Genomic DNA, 22,248 nt, shown 5'->3' on the forward strand with positions numbered 1-22,248 from the left:
GTGCCTCACTCATACACGGCGTCGCGCGGGCCGGTATCTCCCAACGCCATCTTGACGAAGGCATCGGCCGTCAGGTCTGCGTCGAGCAGCGCGCCATGGTGGGCGAAGCGATCGCTCCGGTCGAGCCACAGCCGGTCGCACAGCGCATCGAGCGAGCCGGAAGCGCCGGGGAAGGCCTCGTGCGACATCTCCTTGGTGCAGATGAACCGGTCGGCCGGGAAGGTGTCGGCACCCCATGCGGCGCGTCCGCAGCGCGCGAACTCGTAGTTCAGGAAGTCCATCTCGTTCTCATAGGCATGGGCCACCAGAAGATCCTCGCCCAGAAAGGCGAGAAGCGCGTCGGCGACTTCGGGAAAGCGGGGCGCCGTCTTCAGGTCGGCGGGCTTGATGCCGTGCACCTTGATGGCGTCGGGATGGAGGGGGGCGTCGGGGTTGACCCGCGACTCCCAACTGCGCGCTTTCCTCCAGCCATCGCCCTCGCGGATGAGTTCGAGACACCCGATCTCGATGATGATGCCGGGCTGACGCAGGCCCTTGGGCGCCTTACGGATGTCCTGGAGGCTCGGCAGGCGCCGTCCGGTCGTCTCTATGTCGATTGCGACCAGCCGGTCACGCCCTTCCCATGGCTGCATGCTCATTGAGATCCAATCTTTCTTCGGTGGAGCCACCTGTGGCACGGATGTGAAACGAGGACAACGCTCCGTCACACCGCCCAGAGTAGCATGGCGCAAGCGCCATGACCGGCGCGACCGCTGGCGAGCAAGGAGTATCGCTGTGAAAATTCCCGGCCCCGAGCATCCCATCACGATCATCCCCAACCCGAATCGGATCCGTGTCGTCTTCGCCGGCCGGGTCGTCGCCGAAACGGCACGCGCCCTGACGCTGACCGAGGCGAATTTGCCCATGGTCCACTATATTCCCCGCGCGGATGCCGACATGACGGCCTTCGAGCGCACGGCGCACTCGACGCATTGCCCTTACAAGGGGGATGCCGCTTACTACAGCCTGCGCGTGGGTGACCGCGTCGCGGTCAACGCTGTCTGGACCTACGAGACTCCCTATCCCGCCGTGGCAGCCATCCGCGACCATTTGGCGTTTTATCCGGAACGCGTCGATTGCATCGAAGAGTACGCGGTCCCATAGCGCCAGCCGGCGGAAGGCTCCGCATGCGGTGCGGCTCTGTTCGCTATGCCAACTGTGTCTGCTTCTGACCCGAAGCGGACATTCGGAGGCGAACGGCCGGGCGCGCCGACATCACCGGCGCCCTATCCCCCAAGTGGTTCGGCTTCAACGTGTTCCTGCCCTGCTAGAACTGTTCACGCGCCCATATCAGCCAAGCCTGACTGCGGATCATCTCCTCGCGCATCCACTCATGATAGCCGGGGGTGCCGAAGGCGGGTGGGCGTTCGGGCGCGACATGGCAGCCCTTGCGGCCGCAGGCGGTGCAGCGAGCCCGCCGCGCCACCGCCACCAGGGCGGCGCCGGGCCCGGCGAGGGCGATCATCCTGTCGATGGGAATGGCGGTGCGATGGGTGCAGCGCGACCCCACACACCAGATCTCGACATGCCGGCAGCCCCGGCGCTTCCACCAGGCGAGGGAGTGGTCGCCATAGGTTGGCTGAACCGACGGGCGATTGCTTTCCGGCATAAGAACGAGTGTAGAACATAGGGGGCGGTGATCAAGCGCCACACCCGGCTCACAACCTCCTCAACGCCGGGCACCATCGGGGCACCGTGGCAACTTCACCACGCGCAAGCCATTGGTTTTAAAAGATTTTTTGCTTGCCTAACACTACGCCCAGGGAATCGCTTGCGCGCGCCATGCGCGCTGCTTAACGTGAGCTTGTGAAGGGAGCGGTTGCACCCGCCCCCTTCACATATTCAACCAGGCTGGGAGAGTGAGGATGCTTCTCGAAATCCTCAAGTTCCTGGTCCTTGCTCTGCAGCTGGTCAAGGCAATCCTCGACCTGCTGCTGTAAGGCCGGACCTGACGGGCGCGTCTAGCACACGCGCCCCGACGGCCTCGCCCAACCATAGGGGCAAAACGGCGGACAGGGCAACAGCGCGGTGGTGATTTTGATCTCCATAGCGATCACACCCTCACGGCTTTTCACCGACCCGTAGGCGACGACGGATCTCGCGCTCTACTCTTCCCAACGCAGAATTCTTATCCCCATCGAACTTGGCTCTGACTAAACCACCACAGCTTTCGCAACTGAACTCTGTCGCACATGGTGGATCATAGTCGGTATAGACCAAGCGGTGACAGGTGCTGTCGTCATAGACGAGTTCACCGTCACAGGATGGGCAGAATGCCCAAAGCCGTGACAGGTTCTCACCCGCCCATTGCCAACGCCACACAGCCCCGAACAGCCGATCTTCCGTGTAATCCTTGTATGTCGGGCCGCGTTTCGGCCGCAGCTTGAGCCCAAAACGGATCACCTCGGCTAAGGCCAAGGGGGCGATGGTCACCAGCAGCCACGCCGGCACGGCATAGTCCCGCCCCAGCCAAACATAGCCAGCCACCACGACGCTCCACAGCCAGCGGAGTGCGTCCACGGCCATGTTCCACACACTCTCGGACACCCACGCAACCGCAGCCAGGATGATGCCACCGACAACCGTTGCTATGGTTCCGTTGCGGACCTCGTGACTACCTTTGTCTGCCATCTCAGCCTCAAAAGGGCTTGTCGTTCGACAAGCTATTCTCTGCCATGTAACTGAGGAGCAGCATGGCGGGGCAATACACGCGAGACAAGAGTCGGATCGTCACAGTTCGCGCACTCCTCAATGCACGACTCGATTCCCCGCGAACGTCGTTCGTGTCCCTGACCCGCTGCATGTTGAGTCAAGCGGAGAAGATCCCTTCGGTGGGACCGCTCTACCCTGCCGGTGATGGGCGATAAATCCGCACCCCCGCTAAGCCCTTGTTCCGTATACCACAACCGAGACGCGGAACAGCGATTATGGAACATGCACTTCTGCAACCGCCCAGGACGGCGCGGTAGGGGCGGCCAGCCCGCCCCGCCGCCGTCCCCATCGGCCAGCCCCCGGCGCCGGGCCTCCGCCCGGATCAGCGCCTCCAGCTCCCCCGCCATCGAGCGGCTGTCCGCCGCCGCCAGCTCGGCCAGCAGGGCGCGCACCTCCGGCCGGAACCGCACCATCATCTGCTCGGTCTTGACCGACACCATGCCTGCCCCTCCCCTTACGGCTGGTCGGCCGGATCGGACCCCGTGCCGACGATCGTCACCACGCCATCAGCTGGCGCTTCATCGCCCCGAGCAGGGTCAACGCCACGACAATCGCGCCCGTGGCACAGGCCGAGATGGCAACCGGCAGGACAGTACCGCCGGGCTCATGGGGACTGTGCTGGGACAGCATCGTCAGCAAGCCGAACGGAACGACTGTAAAAAGATGCCACGTCGTGGCGGCGGATAGACCCAAAGCGATCACCAGCACGATACGGGCAGCTTCAAACGACCATGGCATGTGCAAACACTCCATCCATTCCAGAAACTCACTTTTGCGAGAGCGGCCCACGCCGCCCTCATGCGCGTCGGCCGCCGCTGCGGTGCCCACCGTCGCGCCGCGCGGCACCGCGTAAGCGGGAAACCACAGCCAATGCGGGAAAATCTCCGCAATCTTAAAACAGACACCGGGCGTTATGACAAGCCGGCCCCTCAGGATGGTGGGAGTACAGGATCTCATCGTGTTCCCCCATCCCGGACAATCTGGTCATTTTCGTGTAGTGACCCCAGCATGCCGGCGAGCGGATCGCCCAGGGCGGCGCGGCGCCGACGGCCCCGGACACACGGCACCAGGCGCAGGGCCTCGACATCGACGTGCTGGCGGTCGCTGTGGAGATCGAGGAACCGGTGGGGCCGGTGCTGGCCGGCGGATCGCCGCCAGCATGCTGGCGAGACGGCCACGGCCCCTTTCGCGATAGCCTCCGGTGTCCGCTCCTGGCGCTTTGCGGACATTATCACTTCAGCACCGTAAGCTAGACACCGGGCCAATTTCAAACCGCCGATTTCTCCCAATCGGCCACCCTCCGCACTTTCGCAAAACTCCACCATAAAAGGAAAACTTTCCTGTATCCTCCCCCACAAGCCCCCTCGCTTGTGGAGTTCCGCCATGCCCGTCGATCCCCGCACCCTCGCTGCCGAAGCCCTTGGCGACCGTTTCCCCTGCTGGGCCGAAGAGCCGCCGGTGCCCGCCGAAGGCTCGCTGGTTCCCGGTTCGCAGTTCCATGACGAGCAATGGATCATGGCCGCCGGCATGCTGGCGCGCGGCAACAGCTTCCTGCAGGTCTCGCGCGCCATGGGCTGCAGCCGCACCACGCTCTGGCGCGCCTATTACGGCTCCAAGGATTTCCGTCACAGGGTGTGGTGGGAACGGCAGGCGCTGAACCGCGAGGCGGAGCTGCGCCTGTCCTCTCTGCGCATCCTGGTCGCCGAGCAGATCGAGCGGCTGGTGACCTCCGGCGACCCGGCGACGGTGCGCTGGCTGGCCGAACGGCTCGGCCTCTTCGCCGGCCTGGACGCTCCGGCCGGCAAGCGTGCTCCCGAGCCCGTTGCCGAGCCCACCGCCAAACCCGCCCCCAAACCCGAAGATCCCCCCGCCGTCACCGTCCCCGAACTGGACGACGACCTCCCCGGCGAATTGCGCGAGCGCATGCCCCCCAATCCGCAAGCCGTCGCCGCCATCCTGGCCCGTCCGGAATCGGCCGGCCCGAAGGGTGTCTTCCCCTGGACCGTCAACCAGTACGAAGAATACCCCAACCTCAACCCCGGCCCGGTGAGCCGTCGCGGCGCCGGCGCTTTCTCCTGGCGCCGGTAGATGGAACATCCGCCGGATTCTGTTCCACGCCGTTCCATCCGCCGCTCCCGCCGTCAGAAGCGCAAGCCCTCCTGTCCCCCCATCAGATCCAGCGTCGCCAGCGCCATCACCTGGGCCGACTGGACCATGTCGTCGATGCCGACCCATTCGTCCGGCTGGTGGGCGAGGTCGAGGATGCCGGGGCCGTAGGCGATGCAGTCCTTCAACTGGCCGACGCGCACCACATGCTTCTGGTCATAGGTGCCGGGGGAGACCACATGCTGCGCCGGGCGGCCCAGCACCGTTTCGATGGCGGCGGCCACCGCACGCACCACCGGGGCGTCGGCGTCGGTCATCGTCGGCAGGAAGGCCAGCACCTCGCGCAGCTCGTACGCGAAGCCGGGGCGGGTGCGGCGCAGATCCTCCAGGATGGCGACGATCTCGCCGCGCACCGCCTCGGGGTCCTCCTCGATCAGGTAACGGCGGTCGATCACCATGCGGCAGCGGTCGGGCACCATCGGGCTGGGCAGGCCGTCATGGTCCTCGCGCTGGCCGCCATGGATGGCGTTGATGTTGATGGTGGATTGCCGCGCGCCCTCCGGCACCACCGGCATCTCAGTGCGCTTGGCGGCGAGGCGGGGGATCAGTTCGGTCTCGATTCGGTGCAGCACGGCGCCCATGTGGCGCACCGCGCAGTTGCCGAGGAAGGGCATGGAGCCGTGGGCGACGCGGCCCTGGGTCTCGATCTCCGCCCACCAGACGCCGCGGTGGCCGATGCAGACGCGGTCGACGTTCAGCGGCTCCGGAATGATGACGTGGTCGACGCGGGGGCGGGAGAAATAGCCGAGCTTCGCCAGATGCCCGACCCCGCCGTAACCGCCGGATTCCTCGTCCACCGTGCCGGAGATCTCCAGGGCGCCCGCCGTCAGCAGCCCTTCCTCCAGCAGCGATTCCACGGCGATGATGGAGGCTGCGATGCCGCCCTTCATGTCGCAGGCGCCCCGGCCATAGACCCGGCCGTCCTTCACCACCCCGCCGAAGGGATCGACGGTCCAGCCCTGGCCGGCCGGCACCACGTCGATGTGGCCGTTGAAGTGGACGCAGGGTCCCGGACGCGGTGCCTCGATCCGCGCGACGACGTTGGTGCGCGGATAGCGGTCGCTGTCGCCGGCCGCCCCCTCCGCCCGCACATACTCCACCCCGAATCCGCGCGCCGCCAGCCGCCGGCCGATCAGCTCGGCGCAGTCGGTATAGACGTCGCCGGGCGGGTTGACGGTGGGGATGCGGATCAGATCCTGCGTCAGCGCGACCAGATCGTCGCGCCGCGACTCGATACGGCGGAACAGCAGCTTGGTTGCGGCGTCGGTGTCGGAACGCATGGCCTCTCCCGCGGCAAGGACCGGTTCAGTGTCTTCGCAACCGGATGGTCCGTCCACCCCGCCTTTCGGGAGTTGTCATGGTGCAGCGCACTTTCCCCCGCCGGCCGGGGCCGCTACAGTCGCGACGCCCCCCAGCGGAGAAGCTTTTCATGACCGTCACGCACCCCATCGGGCTGAGCGCCCCGACCCTGGCCGACCCGGTGATCGCCGAGGCCGCGGCCCGCTTCGTCGCCGCCCGCCGCAGCGCGACCGGCCTCGCCGAGTTCCCCGGCCCGCTGCCGGCCGACCTCGCCACCGCCTACGCCATCCAGGCGACGGCGACCGCCGCCTGGCCCGACGAGGTCGCCGGCTGGAAGGTGGCGCGGGTGCCCCCGGCGCTGGAGGAGACTCTGGGCGCCATGCGCTACATCGGCCCGATCTTCGCCCGCACGGTGTCGGCCGCCGACGGCGGGCCGCTGAGCTTCCCGGTCATTCCCGGCGGCTTCGGCGCGGTGGAGGCGGAGTTCGCGGTGCGCATCGCCGCCGACGCCCCCGCCGACAAGCTGGACTACAGCCCGGCGGAGGCCGCCGCCTTCATCGCCGCCGTCCATGCCGCCATCGAGGTGGCGGGCGGGCCGCTGGCGCCGGTCAACACGCTCGGCCCCACCGCCTCCACCTCCGTCTTCGGCAACAACGCCGGTCTGATCGTCGGAGAGGAGATCGTCGGCGGCGTCGAGAGTGCCGACTCGCTCAGGGCGGAGGTGCTGATCGACGGCCAGAGCGTCGGCGTCGGCAGCGCCGCCAAGCTGCCGGGCGGCATCGCCGCCGCGGTTGCCGTGGCGCTCGGCATGGCGGCGCGGCTCGGCCGGCCGCTGAAGGCCGGGAATTGGGTCTCCACCGGCGCCCTGACCGGCGTCCACGCCATCGCCATCGGCCAGCAGGCGCGGGTGACCTTCACCGGCCTCGCGCCGATGTCCGGCACCGCCGTCGCTGCCGAGGCGGTCGCCTGACGCAATCCAGGGTATGGCGGCGGTCATGGCCGGCCGCCGCCTTGGTTGAAGCCAAACGGCGGCGGGGATGCTTGAATGGCGGCCCCACTCCCTCCGCCGGAACCGCCGCCTTGTCCCAGTCCAGCCTGTCCTCCGATGCCGCCGCGACGCGGTTCCTGCCGCCGGTCCAGATGTTGGCCGGGCTGGGCCTCGCGGTGGCCGGGGTGATCGCCTTCTCGCTGCGGCCGGTCATCATCAAGCTGGCCTACCGCTACAATGTCGATCCGGTCACGCTGATCATGCTGCGCATGGTCTTCGCGCTGCCCTTCTTCCTCGCCATGGCGCTGTGGTCGGGAGTGAAGAAAGGAGAGCGGGCGCCGATCGCCGGCCGCGACCTCGCCCTGACCATAGGGCTGGGCATCACCGGCTATTACGCCGCCAGCTTCTGCGATTTCCTGGGCTTGCGCTATGTCTCGGCCGGGATGGGGCGGTTGCTGCTGTTCCTCTATCCGACCATCGTCGTGGTTCTGTCGGCCCTGTTCCTCGGCAAGCGGATCGGCCTGCGCGAGGTGGTGGCGCTGGTGGTCTCCTACGCCGGCGTCGCCCTGGTGGTGTGGTCGGAGGTCGGAACCGGCCATCCCGACTTCATGACCGGGGCGGGGCTGGTCTTCATGGGCGCCTTCCTCTATTCGATCTACCTGGTCGGCAGCAGCCGGGTGGTGCAGCGGATCGGCTCCATGCGCTTCACCGCCTATGCGATGACCGCGGCCTGCCTGTGCTGCATCCTGCAGTTCCTGCTGCTGCGCCCCCTGTCGGCGCTCGACCTGCCGCCGGCTGTCTTCGGCCTGTCGGTGGTGATGTCGGTGGTCTGCACCGTGCTGCCGGTTCTGATGACGGCGGAGGCGCTGCGGCGGGTCGGCCCCAATCTGGTGGCGCTGAGCGGCGCCATCGGCCCGGTCGCCGCCGCTGTCTTCGGCTATCTGGCGCTGGCCGAGCCGATGGGCTGGCTGCAACTGGCCGGTGCGGCCCTGACCGTGGCCGGCGTCATGATCATCAGCCTGTGGAGGACCGCCTGATCCCGCATTTTTCATGGAATAACCGCCGCCCCGCCGCCGTCCCATTCCAAAACCATCGGGAAAGAGACAAGCGATGACGAACCAAACCACCGCCTACGAGACCGGCTCCGCCACCTCCGGACAGGATGCGCTGCTGCTGGCGGCCCGCGTGCTGCTGGGCGCCATCTTCGTGCAGAGCGGCTTCGGCAAGCTGATGGCTCTCGGCGGCTTCATCGCAGGGATGGAGAGCCAGGGCGTGCCGATGGCCACGATCGTCGCCCCCATCGGCGCGCTGGTCGAGGCGTTCGGCGGGCTGGCCATCGTGCTGGGCGCCTGGACCCGGCTGGCGGCGCTGGCGGTCGCGGTCTTCACCGTCGCCGCGACCCTGATCGCCCACCGCTATTGGGACGCGGCACCCGACGCCATGAAGATGCAGCAGATCCAGTTCATGAAGAACCTCGCCATCATCGGCGGCTTCCTGTCACTGGTGGCGTCGGGGGCCGGGCGCTTCAGCGTCGACGGCTGGCGCGCCCGCCGCTGATTTTAAGCCTGGACCTCACTCGTCATAAGCCATCAGCGAAATGCTGGGCACGTCGATGCGGTCGCGGCCGTTCAGGAATGTCAGCTCCACCAGGAAGGCGGCGGCGCGGACGTCGGCGCCGACCTGACGGAGCAGGTTGATGGCGGCGGCCATGGTGCCTCCGGTCGCCAGCAGATCGTCCAGCACCACCACGCGCTGGCCGGGCTTCACCGCGTCCGACTGCACCTCGATGGTGTCGGTGCCGTACTCCAGGTCATAGGAATGGGCGATCTTGTCGCCCGGCAGCTTGCCGTGCTTGCGCACCATGATGAATCCGATGCCCAGCGCCAGCGCCAGTGGGGCGGCGACCAGGAAACCGCGCGATTCGATCCCGACCAGCAGATCCGGCTTTTGCGGGCGCACCGCCTCGGCCAGCTCGTCGATGGCGGCCTTCCAGGCGGCGCCGTTCGCCAGCAGCGGCGAGACGTCGTAGAACAGGATGCCGGGCTTCGGGAAATCCGGAATGCCGCGGATATGGTCTTTCAGGTTCATCGAAGGTCTTGTCCGTCAGGAATCGTGTGCCGGCATGAACGGCCCGGTCCGCCGCCCGGCACTCTAGCGGCTGCCAACTCCGTCGCAAAGGCGGGAATGGGTGCTTTGGCGGTGCCGCCATTTTACCGCATGGGGTTGACCATCCGGCGATGCTCGGCCACGTTCCAGGCGCACCGGCCACGTACCGGTGGATGTGCGGCGGCGTGCGGCGGAGCCTGTGGCTGGGACTTTGACAAAGCAAGGGACGGCGGACGAGGCGCGGATCGATGCCGGTCCGGAGGACGGCGGGTGGCGGATCGGCGCCGTCGGGCGCTGGACCCTGCATGGCGCCGCCGCGGCGTCCGACGCGCTCGACCGCGCACCGAAGCCCCAGCACGGTGCCGCCGTCCGGATCGACCTTGCGCGGGTGCAGGCGCTCGACACCGTCGGGGCCTATCTGCTGAGCCGGCTTGCCGACCGGCTGGGGGCCGCCGGGCATGCGGTTTCGGTCATCGGCTTGCGGCCGGAGCATGCCGCCCTGTTCAACGCCGTGTGCGATGCCGGCAAGGCGCCGCCGCATCCGATCGAGCGCGAGCATCATCCGATCCTCGACATGATCGTCCGCACCGGCGAGACGACGGTGAGCGCCGCCAAGGAAATCCTCGATCTCGTCGGTTTCCTTGGTCTCGTCACCGTAACCTTCGCCCGGCTGATCCTGCGCCCGTCGCGCCTGCGCCTGACCTCCGTCCTGTTCCACATCGAGCAGACCGGGCTGAACGCCCTGCCGATCCTGGGGCTGCTGTCCTTCCTGATCGGCGTGGTGCTGGCCTTCCAGGGGGCGGACCAGCTGAAGCGCTTCGGGGCGGAACTGTATGTCGTCAACCTGCTGGGCATCTCCGTCCTGCGCGAGATCGGCATCCTGATGACGGCGATCATCGTCGCCGGCCGCTCCGGCTCCGCCTTCACCGCGCAGATCGGCACCATGAAGGTGAACCAGGAGGTCGACGCCATCGGCACCATGGGTCTCGACCCGGTGGAGCTTCTGGTGGTGCCGCGGGCGCTGGCATTGATGATCACCCTGCCGCTACTGGCCTTCTACGCCGACGTGATGGGGCTGTTCGGCGGGGCGGTGATGGCCTATGCCACGCTCGACATCACCTTCGGGCAATTCATCCGCCAGCTTCACAGCGCGGTCGGCATCAACACGGTGATCGCCGGCCTGATCAAGGCGCCGGTCTTCGCCCTGGTGATCGCCATGGTCGGCTGTTACGAGGGGCTGAAGGTGTCCGGCAGCGCGGAGAGCGTCGGCATCATGACCACCAAGGCGGTGGTAGAGGGCATCTTCCTGGTGATCGTCATCGACGCGGTCTTCTCCGTCCTCTTTTCCATGCTGGGTGTGTGATGGCAGGATCTCCCGTCATCCGCGTGCGCGGACTGGTCACCCGCTTCGGCCCGCAGACCGTCCATGACGGCCTCGACCTCGACGTCGAGCGGGGGGAGGTGCTGGGCGTCGTCGGCGGTTCCGGAACCGGCAAGTCGGTGCTGCTGAAGGAGATCCTCGGCCTGATCGAGCCCGCCGCCGGGCGGATCGAGCTGCTGGGCCACGACACCGCCGAACTGGACCGGGCGGAGCGCACGGCGCTTCAGGCCCGCACCGGTGTGCTGTTCCAGAACGGCGCCCTGTTCAGCTCCATGACGGTGGCGGAGAATGTCATGCTGCCGCTGAAGGAGCATACCGACCTGCCCCCCGCGCTGATCGCCGAGGTGGCGCGGGTGAAGATCGCCATGGCCGGCCTGCCGCCCGATGCCGGCACCAAGCATCCGGCACAGCTGTCGGGCGGCATGATCAAGCGGGCCGGCCTGGCTCGCGCGCTGGCGCTCGACCCCGACATCCTGTTCCTCGACGAACCGACCGCCGGCCTCGACCCCATCGGTGCCGCCGCCTTCGACACGCTGATCCAGGGATTGCAGCGCAGCCTGGGGCTGACCGTCTTCATGGTCACCCACGATCTGGACAGCCTGACCTCGATCTGCGACCGCATCGCCGTGCTGGTCGACAAGAAAATCCGGGTGGGGACCCTGGCCCAGCATCTGGCCGATCCGCACCCGTGGATCCACGACTACTTCCACGGACCGCGCGGCCGCGCGGCCCTCGACGCGAAAGAGCGCAATGACGCTCGCCGACATGAAGAAGACGCTAGGCGTCTTGCGAAAGGGTAGGGGCACGTCATGGAAACCCGCGCCAGCTATATCCTGGTCGGCAGCTTCGTGCTGGCGCTGGTCGCCGGCCTGCTGGTCTTCACCGCCTGGATCGCCAAGGTCCAGCTGGACGAGACGCGCGAGACCTACCGCATCTATTTCACCGGTTCCGTCACCGGGCTGCAGCAGGGAAGCCCGGTGCGCTACCGCGGCGTGCCGGTGGGCACCGTGTCGGACATCCGACTCGATCCCGACAACGTGACGCGGGTGCGGGTGACGATCGAGGTGCAGAACGGCACGCCGATCATGTCCGATTCCATCGCCTCGCTGGAGGTGCAGGGCATCACCGGCGGCGCCTATGTCCAGATCTCCGGCGGGACGGTGGGGGGCAAGCGGCTGACCGCCACCGATGCCGACGGGGTGCTGACCATCCCGTCGCGGCCCAGTTCGCTGACCGCGGTCGTGGACAGCGCCCCGCAGCTGGTCAACCGCTCGCTGGAGGTCATCACCAAGCTGGGCGAGATGCTGAACGGCGAGAACCAGAAGGCGATCGGCGACATCCTGGCCAATGCCCGCACCATCAGCGCCGAGCTTGCCCGCGCCAGTGCCGGCTTGGAGGAAACCATGGCCCAGGCGCGGCGGACGCTGAACGGGTTCGAGACGGTCGGGCCGCAGCTGGACCGCACGCTGGCCCAGACGCACGACACGCTGGCGACGGTGGACGGCACCGCCAAGCAGCTGGGTGGCGAGGCGCGCGAGCTGCTGCGGTCGCTGAAGCGCACCTCCGACACGCTGAATGGCCTCGTCGCCGAAAATCGCGAGCCGGTGCGCGACTTTACCGCCACGGGACTGTATGAACTGACATTGCTGATCACCCAGCTGCGCGATCTGTCGGGCCAGCTGTCGCGGGTGGTCACCAGGATCGAGAACGACCCGTCGAACTTCCTCTTCGGCGGGACGCGGCAGGGCGTGGAGGTGCGTGGGAAATGAGGCGTGCGAGGATGGAGCGAAGCGGAACCGCAGGGACTGTCTTGCGCAGGATGCTGGGGGCCGCCCTGCTGCTGGGGCTGGCCGCCTGTTCGACGCTGAACCCGACGGCGCCGCATCTCTACACCCTGACCCCGCGGGCTACCGTCGCCCCCGGCCCCAAGGCCGACTGGCAGCTGCTGGTGGAGACGCCGTCGGCTGCGGCGGGGATCGACACGCCGCGCATCGCCCTGGCCCGTACCCCGACCTCGCTCGATTATTTCGCCGACGTGTCCTGGGCCGACCGGGCGCCGAACATGGTGCAGGGGCTGATCGTCCAGACCTTCGAGGATAGCGGTCGCATCGTCTCGGTCGGGCGCGACACGGTGGGGCTGCGCTCCGACTATGTGCTGAAGTCGGAACTACGCGATTTCCAGGCCGAATACGCCACTCCCGGCGCCGCCATGCCGGACCGCGTGCATGTTCGCCTGTCGGCCAAGCTGGTCGCCATGCCGCGCCGGACCATCGAGGCCGGAGAGACCTTCGAAGCGTCGGCACCGGTGCGCGGCCGCTCCTTCACCGATGTGATCGCCGCCTTCGACGAGGCGCTGGGCCGGGTTACCGGGGAACTGGTGACCTGGTCGCTGTCGCAGCGTTTCCACCCTTCCGGCAGCTGATCGGCCAAGCGTAGGCCCGGCTGCAACCACAGGTGCGATTACCGAAAAGACCTTGCCACGCCCGCATAGCCGCGTACGTAATAGGGGTGTTCGCGCAGCGCAGGATCGGGCGATGACGGATTTGTCGGACGTGTCCCGGGAAGAGTTGGAGGCGATGGCCGAGGCGGGGCGTGAGGTCCGCCTGTGCCAGCGCGTCCTGGCCAAGACCGGCGACACGGTGGTGGGCGAGCTTCTGCGCGGTCACGGCACGTTGTACGAGTGGAAGCACTATCCGCCCGGCGACGTCTACGACGCCGAATTCCATGCCCAGTATTACTATCACTGCCATCCCGAAGGCGAACGGCCCAACGGGGAGCATGGGCATTTCCATACCTTCCTGCGTCCGCACGGCATGCCGCCGGGGCTGCAACCGGCACCGCTTGCCGATTTTGCGCCACCGGACAACGACAATGATGCGCTGTCCCACCTGATCGGCATCGCCATGGACGTGGCCGGCCAGCCGGTGCGGCTGTTCACCACCAACCGCTGGGTGACCGGGGAGACCTGGTACAAGTCCGACGACGTGATCGCCATGCTCGATTCCTTCGAGGTCGATCATGCCCGGCCGTCCTGGCCGGCCAACCGATGGATCACCGCGATGATGCGGCTGTTCCGTCCGACCATCGTCGAATTGCTGCGCGACCGCGACACCGCCATCCAGCGCTGGGCGGAAAGCCATCCCGACGCCTACGTCTACGAGGACCGCGGGCTGGAGGTCGCCTCGCAGCGCCACATCTCGGTGGAGCAGCAGATCGCCGAGGTGGCGCTGCATCTGCGCGGGACGCGGCGGCGCCGGCCGATCCTGCCGGAACCGCCCAGCTTCGTCGGACTGCCGTAAGCGGCTCCTCCTTTCGCAGGCTTATGGCCAAAGGCCATGGGCTTATGACCGCAGGGCGTTAAGGAAGGTTCAACCGTTTCGGAAGATCCTTGACGGTGTGGACAAGTCTCCGCCCACATTCGCGCGGGTTTTGCGTTCCGCAACCCATATGGAGACGGACCAGGGCAGGAAGGGTCCGGCACCCATGAGTGACGGTTTCAAGTCGGGTCATCTGACCCAACAGGACGTGGCGCGGCTTCTGGCCGACCCGTCGCCGAACAGCCGGACCGATCTGGCCGCCAAGCTGGCTCAGCAGTTCGACAGCCCGGAGCTGTCGCAGTCGGAGCGCCAGCTGGCGGAAGACATCATCCGCGTGATGGTCACGGACACGGTCCTGCGCGTCCGTCAGACCCTGGCGGAGAATCTGAAATCCAGCCCCTCCCTGCCGCGCGACGTCGCCCTGACCCTGGCCCGCGACGTGGAGGCGGTGGCGATCCCGGTGCTGAGCGTCTCCACCGTGCTGACCCCGGCCGATCTGGTCGAGATCGTGCGGACGGGTGCGGAGGCAAAGAGCACCGCCATCGCCCAGCGTCCGACCGTGCCGGCCGTGGTCGCCGACGCGCTGATCGAAAGCGGGTCCGAACACGCGGTCGCGGCGCTGGTCGCCAACGAGGGGGCGGAGCTTGGCGAGCAGAGCCTGGGCCGCGTCATCGACCGCTTCGGCGCCAGCGAAGCGGTGCAGGACCCGCTGGTCCACCGTTCGAAGCTGCCGATCACCATCGCCGAGCGTCTGGTCGCCGTCGTATCGGAACGGCTGCGCCAGCATCTGGTCTCGCACCACGAACTGTCGTCGAAGGTCGCGTCGGAGCTGATCCTGCAAAGCCGTGAACGGGCGACCGTCGCCCTGTTCACCGGAGAAAGCGACGAAGGCGCACTGGACCGGCTGGTCACCCAGCTTGCCCGCACCGGCCGCCTGACGCCCTCGCTGCTGGTCCGCTCGCTGTGCACCGGCGACATCGCCTTCTTCGAGATGGCGATGTCGCGCATGGCGAATGTGCCGCTGACCAACGCCCGACTGCTGATTCACGATGCCGGACGGCTGGGGCTGAAGTCGCTGTATGACAAGGCGAAGCTGCCGCCGGCCCTGCTGCCGGCCTGCCGCATCGCCATCGACGTGCTGAAGGAAACCCCCTATGACGGCGAACCCGGCGATCGCGAGCGCCACCGCCGTCGCGTCATCGAACGCATCCTGACCCAGTACGAGGATCTGGCGCCGGAGGATCTGGAGTTCCTGCTGGCGAAGCTGGGCGACATGATGCAGCCGGAAAACGCTGCGGCGTGACCGATCCGATCTTTTTCGCCGGTCCGGCCGACACCGTCCGCCGGCTCGAGCGCCGCATCGCCGAGCTGGAGGCCGCACTGCGCCAGAGCGAGGCACGGGCCGGCGAGGCGCGCTTCCGCTCCCTGCTGCGCACGGCGGCCAGCATCATCCTGGTGCTGGGAGACGACGGCCGTGTGATGGAAGCCAACCGCGACGCCGAACGCGCCTTCGGGCTGGAGGCCGGCACCGCCATCGGCCGCCCCTGGACCGAGATGATGGGGGAGCAGCCGACCGGCGCCTTCGCCGCCCAGCTCAAGGTCGCCGCCGAGGGAATGGAGGTCCGCAATTTCGAGCAGGCCCTGCGCGAGCAGGACTGCATGAGCGAACGTGTGCTTCTGTGGAACCTCAACCGGCTGCCGGAGGCCGACGGCGCGCCGGCGGGCATCCTCTGCGTCGGCCAGGACATCACCCGCCGAAAGCGGGCGGAGTTGGCCCTGCGTCAGGCCCGCGACGAGCTGGAGATGCGGGTGGCCGAGCGCACCCGCGCTTTGATGCAGGAGGTCCAGGAACGCCGCCGGGCTGAACAGGCACTGATCCAGGCCAAGGAGCAGGCCGAACTCGCCAACCGCGCCAAGAGCGAGTTCCTCGCCAACATGAGCCACGAACTGCGCACGCCGCTGAACGCCATCATCGGCTTTTCCTCGATGATGGAGAGCGAGATCGTCGGGCCGCTCGGCCATCCCAAATATCTCGACTATGCCAAGGTGATCGGCAAGTCGAGCCAGCATCTGCTGGCGGTCATCAGCGACATCCTGGACGTCGCCAAGATCGAGGCCGGCAAGCTGGAAATGCATCCGCAGCCGATGGACGTGCGGGATGCCGTGGAAAGCTCGCTTCTGCTGATCGCCGAACGGGCGGAGGAAGGCGGGCTGACCCTGACCCAGGACATCGCCCCCGAAACTCCCCGCTTGCTGGGCGATCCGGTGCGGGTGAAGCAAATCCTGCTGAACCTGCTGACCAACGCGGTGAAGTTCACCCCCGCCGGCGGCAGCGTCGTCCTGCGGGTCCGCCCGGAGGCCGGCCGTATCCTGATCGAAGTGGCCGACAGTGGGATCGGCATGAACGCGGAGGGCATCGCCGTCGCCCTGCAGCCCTTCGGTCAGGTCGACAGCCAACTGTCCCGCCGCTCCGGCGGCACCGGGCTGGGCTTGCCGCTGGTGCGGTCCTTCGTCGATCTGCTGAACGGCACGCTGGACATCCGCAGCCGCGAGGGGGAAGGCACGACGGTCAGCGTGCGGCTTCCGGTTGCGCCGCCCTACGACGGCGAATAATCAGGGAACGACATGGTCATGAGACAGGGACCGGTCGCGCAGGACGGCGACCGGCAGAGCGAACCATTGTCGGTCGCGATGGTGTTCGGGATTTCCGGGGTCGATCCGCTGGAATGGGATGCCTGTGCCGCCGGCAAGGGGCCGTTCCTTCGCCATGCCTATCTGAGTGCGGTTGAAGACGGCGGACTGGCGGTGCCGGAAAACGGCTGGCGCCCCGCTCATATGATTGCGCGGGATGTGTGTGGCCGGATGGTTGGCGCAGTGCCCCTCTATTTTCGAGACCGGTCCACGGACGAATTCTGGCCCGATCAGGCCTGGATCGACGGCTTCCAGGCCTCGGGCGGATGCTATTTCCCGAAACTGGTCATGGAGGTCCCCTATACGCCGGTGACCGGTGCGCGAATATTGTTGCGGGAGGGGGCTCCGTCCGGGGTGGCGGAGGCACTGACAGGGGCTATGCGCTCTTTGGCCCACAAGCATGGCCTGTCTTCCATTCATGTGAGCTATCCGGACGAGGAAGACCGTGCCCGTTTCGAAGCGGCGGGATGGCTGACGCGCCATGCCGTGGATTACGAGTGGCGGAACGAAGGGTATGGCGATTTCACCGATTTCACCGCGGCCCTGTCGAGCCGTCGGCGCAGCGTGATGTTGTGGGAACGCCGCAAGATCATCGAGAGCGGCGTGCGGTTCCGCGACGTGCTGGGCAGCCATGTCGGGGAGGCCGATGTCGCGGTTTTCCTGGATTTGCTGGCCGACCTCCATGCCCGCAAGGGACGGCGTCAGGCGCTGACGATGGATTTCGTTCTGCGGCTCTGCGCAAACTTCGGCGATGCCGTGACGCTGACCTTCGCCGAATGCGGCGGCGTTGCCATCGGCACTTTGTTGACGGTGGAAGGAGACGACTGCCTCTATGTTCGAACCTGGGGAGCAAGAGAGGAAACGCGGTTCGTTCATTTCGAAACCTGCTATTACCGCACCATCGAACGGGCAATTGCCTGTGGTATGGGCCGTGTGAATGGCGGGCGCGGCGGACCACACAAGCTCGAGCGAGGATTTCTGCCGAAGTTTGCGTATGCCTGCCACTGGTTCCTGCACACCAACATGCGCCGCGCGGTGGCGGAAGGGTTGGAACTGCACAACGCGAAGGTTCTCGCCGCCTTTACGCAGGAGCAGGCCCGCTCTCCATTCCGCCGGCAGGCCGGCTGATAGCCGCTTGCACGGCACGGCGCGCCGGGCCACTTTTCCTTTTTGAATAGACGACAGGCGGAGTGGGACATGTCGGTCAGCCGGGACCATCTGAAGACGCGCATCGGGCAGGCGCTGGGTGAGGCGAAGGCCGATCTGGTCATCAAGAACACGCGCTTTCTCAACGTCGTCACCGGCGAGATCGCGGAGGGAGACATCGCCGTCTGCGGCGAGGTCATCGTCGGCACCTACGAGTCCTATGACGGGGTGGAGGAGATCGACGGTCGCGGGCTGACCGTGGTTCCGGGCTTCATCGACACCCATGTCCATTGCGAATCCACCTGCGTCACCCCGCAGGAGTTCGACCGCTGCGTCCTGCCCCGCGGCACCACCACCGCCATCTGCGACCCGCACGAGATCTGCAACGTGCTGGGCGAGCGGGGTCTCGGCTATTTCCTAGAAAGCGCCGGGGGCACGGTGCTCGACCTGTTCGTGCAGCTGTCCTCCTGCGTACCGGCGACGGAGCTGGAGACGTCAGGCGCCCGGCTGGAGGCGCCGGACCTGATCCGCCACATGGACCATCCGCGGGTGCTTGGGCTGGCGGAGTTCATGAACTTCCCCGGCGTCTTCCATAAGGTGGACGGGGTGCTGGACAAGCTGGCCGCCTTTGACGGGCGCCACATCGACGGCCACGCCCCGCTGGTGTCGGGGAAGGAACTGAACGCCTATCTCTCCTGCGGCATCCGCAACTGCCACGAGACGACCAGCGCCGCCGAGGCGATGGAGAAGCTGCGCAAGGGCATGCAGGTGCTGATCCGCGACGGATCGGTGTCGAAGGATGTCCATGCCCTGGCCGAAGTCATCAAGCCGGAGACTTCGCCCTTCCTCGGCTTCTGCACCGACGACCGCAACCCGCTGGACATTGCGGAGGAGGGGCACATGGATCACCTGATCCGCAGCGCCATCCGCCTCGGTGCGCCGGTCGCCCATGTCTACCGCGCCGCCACATGGTCGGCTGCCCGCGGCTTCCGCCTGTACGACCGCGGGCTGGTGGCGCCGGGACATCGCGCCGACCTCGTCCTGCTGGACGATCTGGAGGACTGCGCGGTCAACAGGGTCATCCGCAACGGCAGGATCGTCGGCCCGCACAGCTTCGACGGCCGGCCGGCGGTGACGCCGGTGGGTCTCGATTCGGTGAAGCTGGAGCCTGTGGTGGATGAGGATTTCGCCGTGCCGGCCGGCGGCTCGGTCCAGTCGGTGATCGGGCTGGAATCGGGCAAGATCCTGACCGAACACCGGCGGATCGAGGTGCCGGCGGTCGGCGGCCGGATGGTGGCCGATCCGTCGCGCGACCTTCTGAAGATCTGCGTCTTCGCCCGCCACGGCAGCAACCGCAACATCGGCCGCGGCTTCGTCCAGGGCTTCGGCTTCGCGGAAGGCGCGCTGGCCTCGTCGGTCGGGCATGACAGTCACAACATCTGCGTGGTGGGGGCCAGCGACGCCGACATGCGCATCGCAGTGAACCGGCTGATCGAGTTGCAGGGCGGCTTCGTCGCCGTGCGCAACGGGCAGGTGGTCGGCGAACTGGCGCTGCCGCTGGCCGGGCTGATGAGCCTGGAACCCTTCGAGACGGTAGAGGGGAAGCTGCGCACCTTGCGCGCCGCCGTCCGTGCCATGGGCTGTCCGTTGGCCGAGCCTTTCCTGCAACTGGCCTTCCTGCCGCTGCCGGTCATTCCGCACCTGAAGATTACCGACCGCGGCATGGTCGATGTCGACCGATTCGAACTGATTGCCGCCTGATCGGGCGGGTTGCCTGCGAAAGCGGCAGAGGCCTGAAGGTTGGGCGTGCCACAACGCGGCCTGTCCAGCGTATGAGCATGGAAATGACGCGGTCGGACCACTGGCACGAGCTTTGCCACGACGACACATTATCTGTTGTTCGTCATCGAGCGAGCCCGACCCGCCATGACCCATCTGGCCCCGATGATCCACCCCTCCCACAGCCTGCTGCCCGTCCGGCCGCCGGAAACCGTGTCGATGCGGACGCGCGACGGCGTGCGGCTGGATGCCGATCTCTACCGGCCCGACGCCGCCGGCACATGGCCGGTTCTTCTCCTGCGCGTTCCCTGCGGCCGGCGCATCGCGCTGACCAGCCATTACGCCCATCCGCGCTGGTACGCCGCGCGCGGCTATGTGGTGGTGGTGCAGGACGTGCGCGGCTGCGGCACCTCCGACGGCCGCTTCCGTCCCTTCGAGGCGGAGCGGGAGGATGGGGCGGACGCGGTGGCCTGGGCGGCCTCCCTGCCGGGATCGTCGGGATCCGTGGCGATGTACGGCTGCGGCTATGCCGGCATGGCGCAATGGCTGGCGCTGGCCGAGGCGCCGGCGGCCCTGCGGGCGGTGGCGCCGGCCTTCGCCGGCTGGGATGTCTTCTCCGACTGGGCCTATGAGGGCGGGGCCTTCCGGCTGGCCGATGCGATGGGCTGGGCCCTGCGCACCGCGGCCGACGCCGCGCGGCGGGTCGAGGACGGAACCGGGCATCGGCTGTTGTCGGACGCCGCGCGCTGCCTGCCCATCGACGACGAAATCCCCTCACGGCCGCAGGCGCTGCGCGACTACGCCCGCTACACCCATTACGACGATTGGCTGACCAACCCGGTGCCCGGCCCGGCCTGGGCCGCGCTGTCGCCCAAGGCGATGCAGGACGCCATGCCCGCCGAGGTGTCGGTTCTGCAGATCGGCGGCTGGTACGACCCTCGTCTGGCCGGCATGCTGGATGCCCATGAGCGCTTTGCCGCAAGCCAGAGGGCGCCGGTGCGGCTGGTCGTCGGTCCTTGGGGCGCCGGGGGAGCCGCCGCCGAGCCTGGACAGGCGCCGACGCTCGACACGTTGCAGTTGGCTTGGTTCGACCGGGTGCTGAAGGGCGAAAGTGGCGACCGCGGCGATCCGGTTCGCCTGCATGATGTCGAGACCGGACGCTGGCACGACCTGCCAAACCTGCCGGCGGCCGAAGCGGTCCTGCATCTGGCCAGCGACGGCCTCGCCAACCGCCAGGGCGGACGGTTGGACCTGGAGATGCCTGAAATGGAGGCACTCGACGTGGTGGTGCATGACCCGCGCACGCCGGTGCCGACAGTCGGCGGCCATGCGTTGCCGGATGCCGCCGGGCGTCCCGACCGCGCCGCCGTCGACCGCCGCCCGGATGTCGCGACCTACACCAGCCTGCCGCTGGACGAGCCGTTGAGGCTGGCCGGACGGGTGGCGCTGGATGTCTGGGTGGAGGCCGACGCGCCATCCTTCGACGTCAGCGCCGTGCTGTCTGTGCTGCGGCCGGACGGGCAGGTTCTGCCGCTCACCCAGGGCCATGCGCGGGTGGAGCCGGGCGATCCGACCCGTCCGCTGACCATAGCCATGCGGGCGGCCTGCGCCACGCTGGCGCCGGGGTCGGCGCTGCGCCTCAGCCTCGCCGGGTCCTGCTTCCCGGCCTATCCGGTCAATCCCGGCACCGGGGCGGAGCCGGGCGAGACCCGCCGCGTCGATGCGCTGCCGATCACCCTGCTGGTCCACAGCGGTCCCGACCGGCCGTCGCGCCTGCGCCTTCCGGCCGGATCGGCCGTTTAGGGAGCCTCGTCCCCGTCCGGCTCGTCTTCGCCTTTGCCTGCCGCCTCCAGGCAGAAGTCCAGGCTCTGGGACAGGAAGCGCATCATCAGGTCGCGGAAGGGCGTCTTGTCGCCGACCGACCAGGCCCGTTCCACGAGGTCCAGATAGAGGCCGCGGTCGTCGGCCGGAATCACCACCGGCGGATAGCCGGCGCGGTTCAGGATCAGGTTGCACAGCAGCAGCGCCGTCGCCCGGTTGCCGGCATGGAAGGGGCGGATGGCGCTCAGCCGGTGATGCGCCTCGAAGGCGGTGTCGGGCCCGGCATCGGACTTGCGCATCCAGGTCGACAGCGCCGACATCGACACGCGCAGCTTGGCCGGGTCGGGCGCCGTTTCCGCCGGGTCGTCCTTCGGTGGAGCGTCGCGGTACTTGCCGGCTTCGTCCTCGATACCGCGATAGAGCACGGCATGGAAAGCGGTGACGGTGCGTTCGGTGACGGCGCCCGACGGGTCGAAGGACAGCCGCGCCATCAGTTCCAGCGCCGCGCGGTGGTTCAGGACGAAGCGCTGTTCCTCCACCCCACGATGGCGCAGGATGCTGCCGCGCTCCAGGATCGCCTTCACGTCCGCGCGCTTGAGCGGAATCTCCTCCAGCGCCGCGGCGGCAACGGTCAGATCCAGCTCGAACCGGTCGGCGATGCCGTGCACGACCTCCTGCGGCAGGGGACGCGCGGCGTCCAGCGCCCGTTTCTTCTCCGCGATCTCGTCGAGCAGGGCCATCGGTCACTCTGTCGCTTTGGCAGGGGAGGGATTGGCGCGATGCGCGTCTTGCCGCGCCCCCTG

Annotated in this window: 22 protein-coding genes; 15 read left to right on the forward strand and 7 right to left on the reverse strand. The window is 67.7% G+C overall.

Annotation, left to right across the window (positions count from 1 at the left end):
* Positions 1-5: 5 nt before the first annotated feature.
* Entirely contained in the window at positions 6-638 is a 633-nt protein-coding gene (locus PWS46_RS27835) for a 3'-5' exonuclease (RefSeq protein WP_149273481.1), read from the reverse strand.
* Positions 639-774: 136 nt separating this feature from the next.
* On the opposite strand from PWS46_RS27835, the gene PWS46_RS27840 reads away from it, so the two are divergent.
* Positions 775-1,143, forward strand: a complete 369-nt coding sequence (locus PWS46_RS27840; RefSeq protein WP_434624636.1) for a DUF427 domain-containing protein — start codon at positions 775-777, stop codon at positions 1,141-1,143.
* Between the two features lie 163 nt (positions 1,144-1,306).
* Here the strand turns inward: PWS46_RS27840 and PWS46_RS27845 are convergent, their stop codons facing one another.
* The 3 genes from PWS46_RS27845 to PWS46_RS27855 form a co-directional block, all read right to left on the reverse strand.
* Complete coding sequence (locus PWS46_RS27845) at positions 1,307-1,648, reverse strand: hypothetical protein (protein ID WP_434624638.1); 342 nt, start codon at positions 1,646-1,648, stop codon at positions 1,307-1,309.
* Positions 1,649-2,100: 452 nt separating this feature from the next.
* A complete protein-coding gene (locus PWS46_RS27850; protein ID WP_434624640.1) occupies positions 2,101-2,670 on the reverse strand; it encodes a hypothetical protein in 570 nt (189 codons plus the stop codon).
* Between the two features lie 576 nt (positions 2,671-3,246).
* Entirely contained in the window at positions 3,247-3,708 is a 462-nt protein-coding gene (locus PWS46_RS27855) for a hypothetical protein (RefSeq protein WP_434624642.1), read from the reverse strand.
* A gap of 426 nt (positions 3,709-4,134) precedes the next feature.
* Here PWS46_RS27855 and PWS46_RS27860 point away from each other — a divergent pair, with 426 nt between their 5' ends.
* The gene (locus PWS46_RS27860) at positions 4,135-4,839 is read left to right on the forward strand and encodes a hypothetical protein (protein ID WP_434624644.1); all 705 of its coding nucleotides are present in this window, start codon (positions 4,135-4,137) and stop codon (positions 4,837-4,839) included.
* A 53-nt stretch (positions 4,840-4,892) separates the two neighbouring features.
* Here PWS46_RS27860 and PWS46_RS27865 read toward each other — a convergent pair whose 3' ends face one another.
* Positions 4,893-6,197 (reverse strand): acetylornithine deacetylase/succinyl-diaminopimelate desuccinylase family protein, encoded by a 1,305-nt coding sequence (locus PWS46_RS27865; RefSeq protein ID WP_434624646.1) that lies wholly within the window; start codon positions 6,195-6,197, stop codon positions 4,893-4,895.
* 149 nt (positions 6,198-6,346) lie between these two features.
* On the opposite strand from PWS46_RS27865, the gene PWS46_RS27870 reads away from it, so the two are divergent.
* The 3 genes from PWS46_RS27870 to PWS46_RS27880 all read left to right on the forward strand — a co-directional run bounded on the left by PWS46_RS27870 (position 6,347) and on the right by PWS46_RS27880 (position 8,761).
* Positions 6,347-7,186, forward strand: a complete 840-nt coding sequence (locus tag PWS46_RS27870; RefSeq protein ID WP_434624648.1) for a 2-keto-4-pentenoate hydratase — start codon at positions 6,347-6,349, stop codon at positions 7,184-7,186.
* Positions 7,187-7,296: 110 nt separating this feature from the next.
* Positions 7,297-8,241 carry a DMT family transporter gene (locus PWS46_RS27875; protein ID WP_434624650.1) on the forward strand — a complete coding sequence of 315 codons (945 nt, stop codon included), beginning with the start codon at positions 7,297-7,299 and terminating at the stop codon, positions 8,239-8,241.
* Between the two features lie 73 nt (positions 8,242-8,314).
* Positions 8,315-8,761, forward strand: coding sequence for a DoxX family protein (locus tag PWS46_RS27880; protein ID WP_434624652.1), 447 nt, complete (start codon positions 8,315-8,317; stop codon positions 8,759-8,761).
* A 15-nt stretch (positions 8,762-8,776) separates the two neighbouring features.
* Here the strand turns inward: PWS46_RS27880 and PWS46_RS27885 are convergent, their stop codons facing one another.
* The gene (locus PWS46_RS27885) at positions 8,777-9,292 is read right to left on the reverse strand and encodes an adenine phosphoribosyltransferase (RefSeq protein WP_434624653.1); all 516 of its coding nucleotides are present in this window, start codon (positions 9,290-9,292) and stop codon (positions 8,777-8,779) included.
* Positions 9,293-9,521: 229 nt separating this feature from the next.
* Between PWS46_RS27885 and PWS46_RS27890 the strand changes: the two genes are divergently transcribed.
* The 10 genes from PWS46_RS27890 (at position 9,522) to PWS46_RS27935 (ending at position 21,427) form a co-directional block, all read left to right on the forward strand.
* Positions 9,522-10,673: an ABC transporter permease gene (locus PWS46_RS27890; protein WP_434624655.1), complete on the forward strand. Its 1,152-nt coding sequence runs from the start codon at positions 9,522-9,524 to the stop codon at positions 10,671-10,673.
* The gene (locus tag PWS46_RS27895; protein ID WP_434624657.1) at positions 10,673-11,491 is read left to right on the forward strand and encodes an ABC transporter ATP-binding protein; all 819 of its coding nucleotides are present in this window, start codon (positions 10,673-10,675) and stop codon (positions 11,489-11,491) included. The genes PWS46_RS27890 and PWS46_RS27895 overlap by 1 nt, the downstream gene beginning before the upstream one ends.
* A gap of 9 nt (positions 11,492-11,500) precedes the next feature.
* The gene (locus PWS46_RS27900) at positions 11,501-12,460 is read left to right on the forward strand and encodes an MlaD family protein (RefSeq protein ID WP_434624659.1); all 960 of its coding nucleotides are present in this window, start codon (positions 11,501-11,503) and stop codon (positions 12,458-12,460) included.
* 50 nt (positions 12,461-12,510) lie between these two features.
* Complete coding sequence (locus tag PWS46_RS27905; RefSeq protein ID WP_246457995.1) at positions 12,511-13,113, forward strand: ABC-type transport auxiliary lipoprotein family protein; 603 nt, start codon at positions 12,511-12,513, stop codon at positions 13,111-13,113.
* 112 nt (positions 13,114-13,225) lie between these two features.
* Positions 13,226-13,990, forward strand: coding sequence for a DUF6969 family protein (locus PWS46_RS27910; RefSeq protein WP_434624661.1), 765 nt, complete (start codon positions 13,226-13,228; stop codon positions 13,988-13,990).
* Positions 13,991-14,174: 184 nt separating this feature from the next.
* Positions 14,175-15,311, forward strand: a complete 1,137-nt coding sequence (locus tag PWS46_RS27915; protein WP_434624663.1) for a DUF2336 domain-containing protein — start codon at positions 14,175-14,177, stop codon at positions 15,309-15,311.
* The gene (locus PWS46_RS27920) at positions 15,308-16,621 is read left to right on the forward strand and encodes a PAS domain-containing sensor histidine kinase (RefSeq protein ID WP_434624665.1); all 1,314 of its coding nucleotides are present in this window, start codon (positions 15,308-15,310) and stop codon (positions 16,619-16,621) included. Before PWS46_RS27915 ends, PWS46_RS27920 begins: the two co-directional genes overlap by 4 nt.
* Positions 16,622-16,639: 18 nt before the next feature.
* On the forward strand, positions 16,640-17,827 hold the full coding sequence (locus tag PWS46_RS27925; RefSeq protein ID WP_434624667.1) for a GNAT family N-acetyltransferase: 1,188 nt from the start codon (positions 16,640-16,642) through the stop codon (positions 17,825-17,827).
* Positions 17,828-17,896: 69 nt separating this feature from the next.
* Positions 17,897-19,606 carry an adenine deaminase gene (gene ade, locus PWS46_RS27930; RefSeq protein WP_434624669.1) on the forward strand — a complete coding sequence of 570 codons (1,710 nt, stop codon included), beginning with the start codon at positions 17,897-17,899 and terminating at the stop codon, positions 19,604-19,606.
* A 165-nt stretch (positions 19,607-19,771) separates the two neighbouring features.
* Positions 19,772-21,427, forward strand: a complete 1,656-nt coding sequence (locus tag PWS46_RS27935) for a CocE/NonD family hydrolase (RefSeq protein WP_434624670.1) — start codon at positions 19,772-19,774, stop codon at positions 21,425-21,427.
* Here the strand turns inward: PWS46_RS27935 and PWS46_RS27940 are convergent.
* On the reverse strand, positions 21,424-22,185 hold the full coding sequence (locus PWS46_RS27940) for a Fic family protein (protein ID WP_434624672.1): 762 nt from the start codon (positions 22,183-22,185) through the stop codon (positions 21,424-21,426). The two genes, PWS46_RS27935 and PWS46_RS27940, sit on opposite strands and share 4 nt — an antisense overlap.
* Positions 22,186-22,248 lie beyond the last annotated feature (63 nt).

Origin of the sequence: Azospirillum sp. B2RO_4 (assembly GCF_051124815.1) — a bacterium.
Taxonomy (GTDB): domain Bacteria; phylum Pseudomonadota; class Alphaproteobacteria; order Azospirillales; family Azospirillaceae; genus Azospirillum.